Here is a 5308-nt window from a genome sequence, read left to right as displayed (position 1 = left end):
GATCCGCGCCGCGCACCGTCGTTTGATGCAGAAGCTGCACCCGGATCGCGGCGGCTCCGACTACCTCGCCGCCCAGATCAACGCGGCCAAGCGACGGCTGCTCGGGGAATGATCCCAGTCCGAGGCCGCCGGTGCCGCGGCGTTGTTCGGCGACACTCCTCCTGCTCAAGGCTTGGGACATCCAGGCGGTGCGGGAACGCTCGGCTCGATGAGGCTAGGGACTGGTCAGCTTGATCTCGATGCGGCGGTTGCGGCGATGGGCCTCGGCTTCGTCGCCGGCGACGGCGGGGCGGTTGGCACCGAAGCCGGCGGCGACCAGACGCTCGGGCGGCAGGTCGCGGCTGACCAGGAATTCGACCACCGACAGCGCCCGCGCGGTCGAGAGTTCCCAGTTGGAGGCGTAGCGATGGCCTTCTGGTAGCGGTCGTGGATCGGTATGGCCGTCGATGCGCAGCACCCAGTCGATCTCGTCCGGGATCCGCTCGGCGATCTGCGTCAGGGTGCCGGCAAGCTCGGCGAGCTGGGCGCGGCCAGCCGAGTTCAGCTCGGCGGATCCGGATGGGAACAGCAGCTCGGACTGGAACACGAAGCGGTCGCCGGTGACGCGCACATCGGGGTTATCGCCCAGCGCATCCTTGACCCGACCGAAGAACTCGGAGCGATAGCGTTCGAGTTCGTTGACCTGTCGCGCCAACGCCAGATTCAGACGCTGGCCGAGATCGGTGATCTCCGCGGCCTGTTCGGCCTTGTCACGCTCGGCGGCGGCCAGGGCGTCGGCGACCTCCTGCAGCTGGTTGCGCAAGGCGGCGATCTGCAGATTCAGTATCGCGACTTGATCGCGGGCCTCCTGTGACAACTCTTGTTCCTCGGCGATCGTCTCCTGCTGCGAGGCGATCAATGCATCCAGCGCCAGCAGGCGCAGTTGATCGCGATCACGCGCCGCCGCCAGGCTGTCGCGTTCATCGGTGACCTCGGCTAGCTGCTCGGAGAACAACGCCACTTGCGCGTTCAGCGCCTCGGCACGCTCTTCGCTGAGCCCCAGGGCCTCGCTGACCTCGGCGAGCCGGTTGTTGAGCAGATCGAGCGCGAATTCCTGATCCGAGACCACCTGGCGCAGCAGGAACTGCGCCAGGGTGAAGATCAGCAGCACGAAGATCACCACCATCAACAGCGCCGAGAGCGCGTCGACATAGCCCGGCCAGACGTTGACCGTGCGGGAGCTGCGGCGGATTCCGGTGAACACGGCGGATTAGTGGTCAACGCTGGTTTTGATCGCGGGTGTCGCGTCCAAGTGTCGCATCGGATGTCGCCTCGGGCGCGGATGCCGATGCACCGGTCTGGGCGGCGAGCAGGGCCTCGAGCACCTGCCGCTGGGCGCGGAGTTCGTCGAGAAGAGCCGTTGTGTCGGCATGGGTCCTCGCGGTTGCGGTAGCTCCCGCCTCGACTGCGAGTGGCCCTTGACGGGAGGCGGTGCCGCCCATCTCGGGTTCATCGATCAGCTGGGTGAGGCCGGAGAGCCATTCTTCGAGATCGTTGAAGAAGCGATTCTGCGCGTGTCCGGCCTGCAGGTCCAGAAAACCCAGGATCAATGAGCCGCCGAGCCCGAACAGCGATGAGCTGAAGGCGGTGCCCATGCCGGCGAGCGGTGCCTCCAGCCCCTCTTTCAGTGTCGCGAAGACCTCGTCGACGGCGCCGCCGGAGACATCCAGCCCGGCGATGACGCGGCCGACCGAGCCGACCGTGTCCAGCAAGCCCCAGAAGGTGCCGAGCAGGCCGAGGAAGATCAGCAGCCCGATCACATAGCGCGAGATCTCGCGCGATTCGTCGAGCCGCGCGCGGATGCCATCGAGCACCGTGCGCATGGACAGCGCCGAGAGGCGGAAGCGATCCTTGCGCCGGCCGTGCAGGTGCCGCGCCAGCGGCTTCATCAGCCGTGGATGCTCTTCCAACAGCTCGATATTGCCAGTGCGGAAATGCCGGATCCAGGCGATCTCCGGATGCAGGACGATGACATGCCGGAGGTTGATGATGATGCCGATCGCGAGCACGCCCAGGATCAGGCTGTTGAAGCCCCAGTTGGCGAGGAAGGCCTCCTGCAGCGGCGCGAACAGCAAGACGACCAGGAGGCCGACCAGGGCCAGGTAGACCAGCATCCAGAACAGGGAATGGTTGGGGTTGCTCATGGGATGATTGCGTTAGCGCTCGGCGTTGGGCTCGGCTTGAGAGCCGGCGTTGGGCTCACCCTTGGACCCGGCGTTGGATTCGGCAATCCGCGCGCGCCAGCGGTGCGCGGCGGCGAGAATCCTGTCTGGTTCCAGGGTCAGCGGTTCGCCGTCGCGGATGACCTGCTGGCCGGCGATCCAGACCTGCTGGACCTGATTGCTGCTGGCCGCGTACACCATCTGCGAGCAGGCATGATAGAGCGGTTGGGTATGCGGGTTGCCGAGATCCACCGCGACCACATCGGCCGCCTTGCCGACCTCGAGCGAGCCGGTCTCGTCATCGATGCCAAGCGCCTTGGCACCGTTCAGGGTGGCCATGCGCAGGGCGGTTTCGGCGGGCACGGCGGCGGCGGAGCCGGCCACCCCTTTCGCCAGCAGGGCGGCGGTGCGCATCTCGGCGAGCAGGTTGAGATCATTGTTGCTGGCCGCGCCATCGGTGCCGAGCGCGACATTGACGCCCGCATCCAGCAGATCGGCGACGCGACAAAAGCCGCTGGCCAGCTTCAGGTTCGATTCCGGGCAATGCACGACGTGGGCGCCGGTCTCGGCCACGCGCGTGATCTCGGCGTCCTCGAGTTGGGTCATATGCACCGCGATCAACCGCGGCCCGAGCAGTCCGAGCCGGTCCAGGCGCGCCAGCGGCCGCTCGCCATGGGCGCGCAGGGACTGCACCACCTCGTCGTGGGTCTCGTGGACATGGGTGTGGACCTGGACCTCCAGCTCGTCGCTGAGCGTGCGGATACGCGCCAGCGGCTCCTCCGAGACCGCATAGGTGGAATGCGGCGCGAAGCCGGTGCGCGCGAGCGGATGCTGGCGATAGCGCTCATGCAATTCCAAGCCCCGGCGCAGATATTCGTCGGCATCTTGCGCGTAGCGCGTCGGCAGGTCGACCACGATCATCCCGGCCAGCACGCGCATCCCGGCGGCGGCGGCGATGCGGGCGGTGACCTCGGGGTAGAAATACATGTCGTTGAAGCAGGTGATGCCGCCGCGCAGCATCTCCAGCACCGCCAGGCGCGTGCCATCGGCGACGAACTCGGTGTCCACCCAGCGCCCCTCGGCCGGCCAGATGTGCTCGTGCAGCCAGGTCATCAGCGGCAGGTCGTCCGCCAGGCCGCGCAGCAGGGTCATCGCCGCATGGGTATGGGCATTGATCAAGCCCGGGATCAGCGCGTGATCGGGCAGTTCCAACACCTGCGTGGCCTGGATCTGCTGCTCGGCCTCGGCGCGCGGCAGCAGCGCGCGGATGCGTCCGCGATCGATGCACAGACTGTGCCGCGCCAGCGTGCGATCGGCGGTATCGACGGGCAGGATCCAGTCGGCATGAATCAGAAGCTCGGCTTGCATACGGGGTCCTCGGCGTGCTGGCACTTGAGCAATGCGCGAAAAAGGCAAAGAATGCGCGAGAACTTTGCCACAAGGTCCCGCGTCATGGAAACGCCCCTCGGAGAAACCCCGCAAGCACTCGTCGGCCATCCCGATAATGCGATCGTCTGGCACGATGATCGACTGTTCCTGCTCGACCAGCGCGCGCTGCCGGCCGAGATCCGCTTCCTGGCCTGCCATACGGCGGCGGACACCGCCCACGCGATCAAGGCGATGGTGGTGCGCGGCGCGCCCGCGATCGGTGTCGCCGCCGCCTATGGGGTGGCGCTCTCGGCGCGCGAGCATTTCCAGCGCACGCCGGCGGACTGGCGTGCCGGGGTCGAGCAAGACCTCGACCTGCTCGCCGCCGCGCGTCCGACCGCGATCAACCTGTTCTGGGCGCTCGCGCGCATGCGCCGCCTGCTGGCTGCGCTCGATCAGCTCGATCCGGTGCCCGCGCTGCTAACCGAGGCCGAGCGCATCCATCGCGACGATATCGCCGCCAACCGCGCGATCGGTGACCTCGGCGCGGCGCTGATCGGCGCGCGCACCGATGTCATCACCCATTGCAACGCCGGCGCGCTGGCGACGGGCGGTTATGGCACCGCGCTCGGCGTGGTGCGCAGCGCGCATGCCGCCGGCAAGATCGGCCGCGTCTACGCCGACGAGACGCGCCCCTGGATGCAGGGCGCGCGCCTCACGGCCTGGGAATTGCAGCAGTCCGGCATTCCGGTCACGCTGCAGGCCGATAACGTCGCCGCTAGCCTGATGGCGCGCGGCGGTATCGGCTGGGTCATCGTCGGCTCCGATCGCATTGCCGCCAATGGCGATGTCTGCAACAAGATCGGCACCTATATGCTGGCGGTGCTGGCGCGTCATCATGGGGTGCGCTTCATGGTTGCTGCGCCGACCTCGACCATCGATGTCAGCGTCGCCAGCGGCGCCGAGATCCCGATCGAGGAACGCGCCGCCGATGAGGTGCTGAGCTGCGGCGGCACGCGTCTCGGCCCCAAGGGCGTCGAGGCGCATAATCCGGTGTTCGACGTGACGCCGGCCGCACTGGTCGATGTCATCGTCACCGAGCGCGGGGCGATCGAGCAGCCGACGACCGAGAAGATCGCCGCGTTGATGGAGAAGGAGCCGTAACGATCGCCATGTGGAACATTCCGAACATCCTCACGCTGCTGCGTATCGTCCTGATTCCGGTGTTCGTGGTGGTGTTCTATCTGCCCGTGCCCTGGGCGCGCCTGGTCTGCGCGCTGATCTTCACGATCGCCGCCGTCACCGACTGGCTCGATGGTTACCTGGCCCGGCGCTGGAACCAGACCTCGCCGCTTGGCGCCTTCCTCGATCCGGTCGCCGACAAGCTCATGGTCGCCGTTGCGCTGGTGTTGCTGGTGCAGGCCGAGGCGAGCATCCTGCTCGCGCTGCCGGCGGCGGTGATCATCGGTCGCGAGATCACCGTCTCGGCGCTGCGCGAGTGGATGGCCGAGATCGGCGCGCGCGCCATGGTGAAGGTGTCGATGGCCGGCAAGGTCAAGACTGCGTTGCAGATGATCTCGATCATGTTGCTGATCCTCGGCAGTTCGTTCCTGGGCCTGCCGCTCTATTGGCCGGCCGTGGTGCTGCTCTATGTCGCTGCACTGCTGACGCTCTGGTCGATGATCCTCTACCTGCGCGCGGCTTGGCCCAGTTTGACCCGGATGCCTGACCAGGCCTGA

General features: G+C 67.2%; 5 protein-coding genes and 1 pseudogene. 3 read left to right on the top strand and 3 right to left on the bottom strand.

The window, feature by feature from the left end; translation table 11 throughout:
* Nucleotides 1–112 (top strand): annotated as a pseudogene (locus ACLFQI_RS11265) (molecular chaperone DnaJ); the annotation flags it as partial.
* Nucleotides 113–214: 102 nt separating this feature from the next.
* Here ACLFQI_RS11265 and ACLFQI_RS11260 read toward each other — a convergent pair.
* From ACLFQI_RS11260 to ACLFQI_RS11250, 3 genes are read right to left on the bottom strand one after another with little or no spacing between them, the layout of a single operon-like run.
* The gene (locus tag ACLFQI_RS11260) at nt 215–1243 is read right to left on the bottom strand and encodes a peptidoglycan -binding protein (protein WP_410759385.1); all 1029 of its coding nucleotides are present in this window, start codon (nt 1241–1243) and stop codon (nt 215–217) included.
* A 13-nt stretch (nt 1244–1256) separates the two neighbouring features.
* Complete coding sequence (locus tag ACLFQI_RS11255) at nt 1257–2183, bottom strand: flagellar motor protein MotA (protein WP_410759383.1); 927 nt, start codon at nt 2181–2183, stop codon at nt 1257–1259.
* Nucleotides 2184–2195: 12 nt separating this feature from the next.
* Nucleotides 2196–3569 carry a TRZ/ATZ family hydrolase gene (locus tag ACLFQI_RS11250; protein WP_410759381.1) on the bottom strand — a complete coding sequence of 458 codons (1374 nt, stop codon included), beginning with the start codon at nt 3567–3569 and terminating at the stop codon, nt 2196–2198.
* 84 nt (nt 3570–3653) lie between these two features.
* Here ACLFQI_RS11250 and mtnA point away from each other — a divergent pair, with 84 nt between their 5' ends.
* Together mtnA and pgsA are read left to right on the top strand one after the other, a co-directional pair.
* Entirely contained in the window at nt 3654–4733 is a 1080-nt protein-coding gene (gene mtnA / locus ACLFQI_RS11245) for an S-methyl-5-thioribose-1-phosphate isomerase (protein ID WP_410759380.1), read from the top strand.
* A gap of 8 nt (nt 4734–4741) precedes the next feature.
* A complete protein-coding gene (pgsA, locus tag ACLFQI_RS11240) occupies nt 4742–5308 on the top strand; it encodes a CDP-diacylglycerol--glycerol-3-phosphate 3-phosphatidyltransferase (protein WP_410759378.1) in 567 nt (188 codons plus the stop codon).

Origin of the sequence: Halochromatium sp., from assembly GCF_046541315.1 — a bacterium.
Taxonomy (GTDB): domain Bacteria; phylum Pseudomonadota; class Gammaproteobacteria; order Chromatiales; family Chromatiaceae; genus Lamprobacter.
Note: the sequence above shows the minus strand (reverse complement) of the source record. Positions and strands in the feature narration are given on the sequence as shown.

Coding starts and splice junctions, on each gene's coding strand:
- ACLFQI_RS11255 (WP_410759383.1), bottom strand. CDS start 2,183: ATGAGCAACCCCAACCATTCCCTGTTCTGGATGCTGGTCTACCTGGCC.
- ACLFQI_RS11250 (WP_410759381.1), bottom strand. CDS start 3,569: ATGCAAGCCGAGCTTCTGATTCATGCCGACTGGATCCTGCCCGTCGAT.
- mtnA (WP_410759380.1), top strand. CDS start 3,654: ATGGAAACGCCCCTCGGAGAAACCCCGCAAGCACTCGTCGGCCATCCC.
- pgsA (WP_410759378.1), top strand. CDS start 4,742: ATGTGGAACATTCCGAACATCCTCACGCTGCTGCGTATCGTCCTGATT.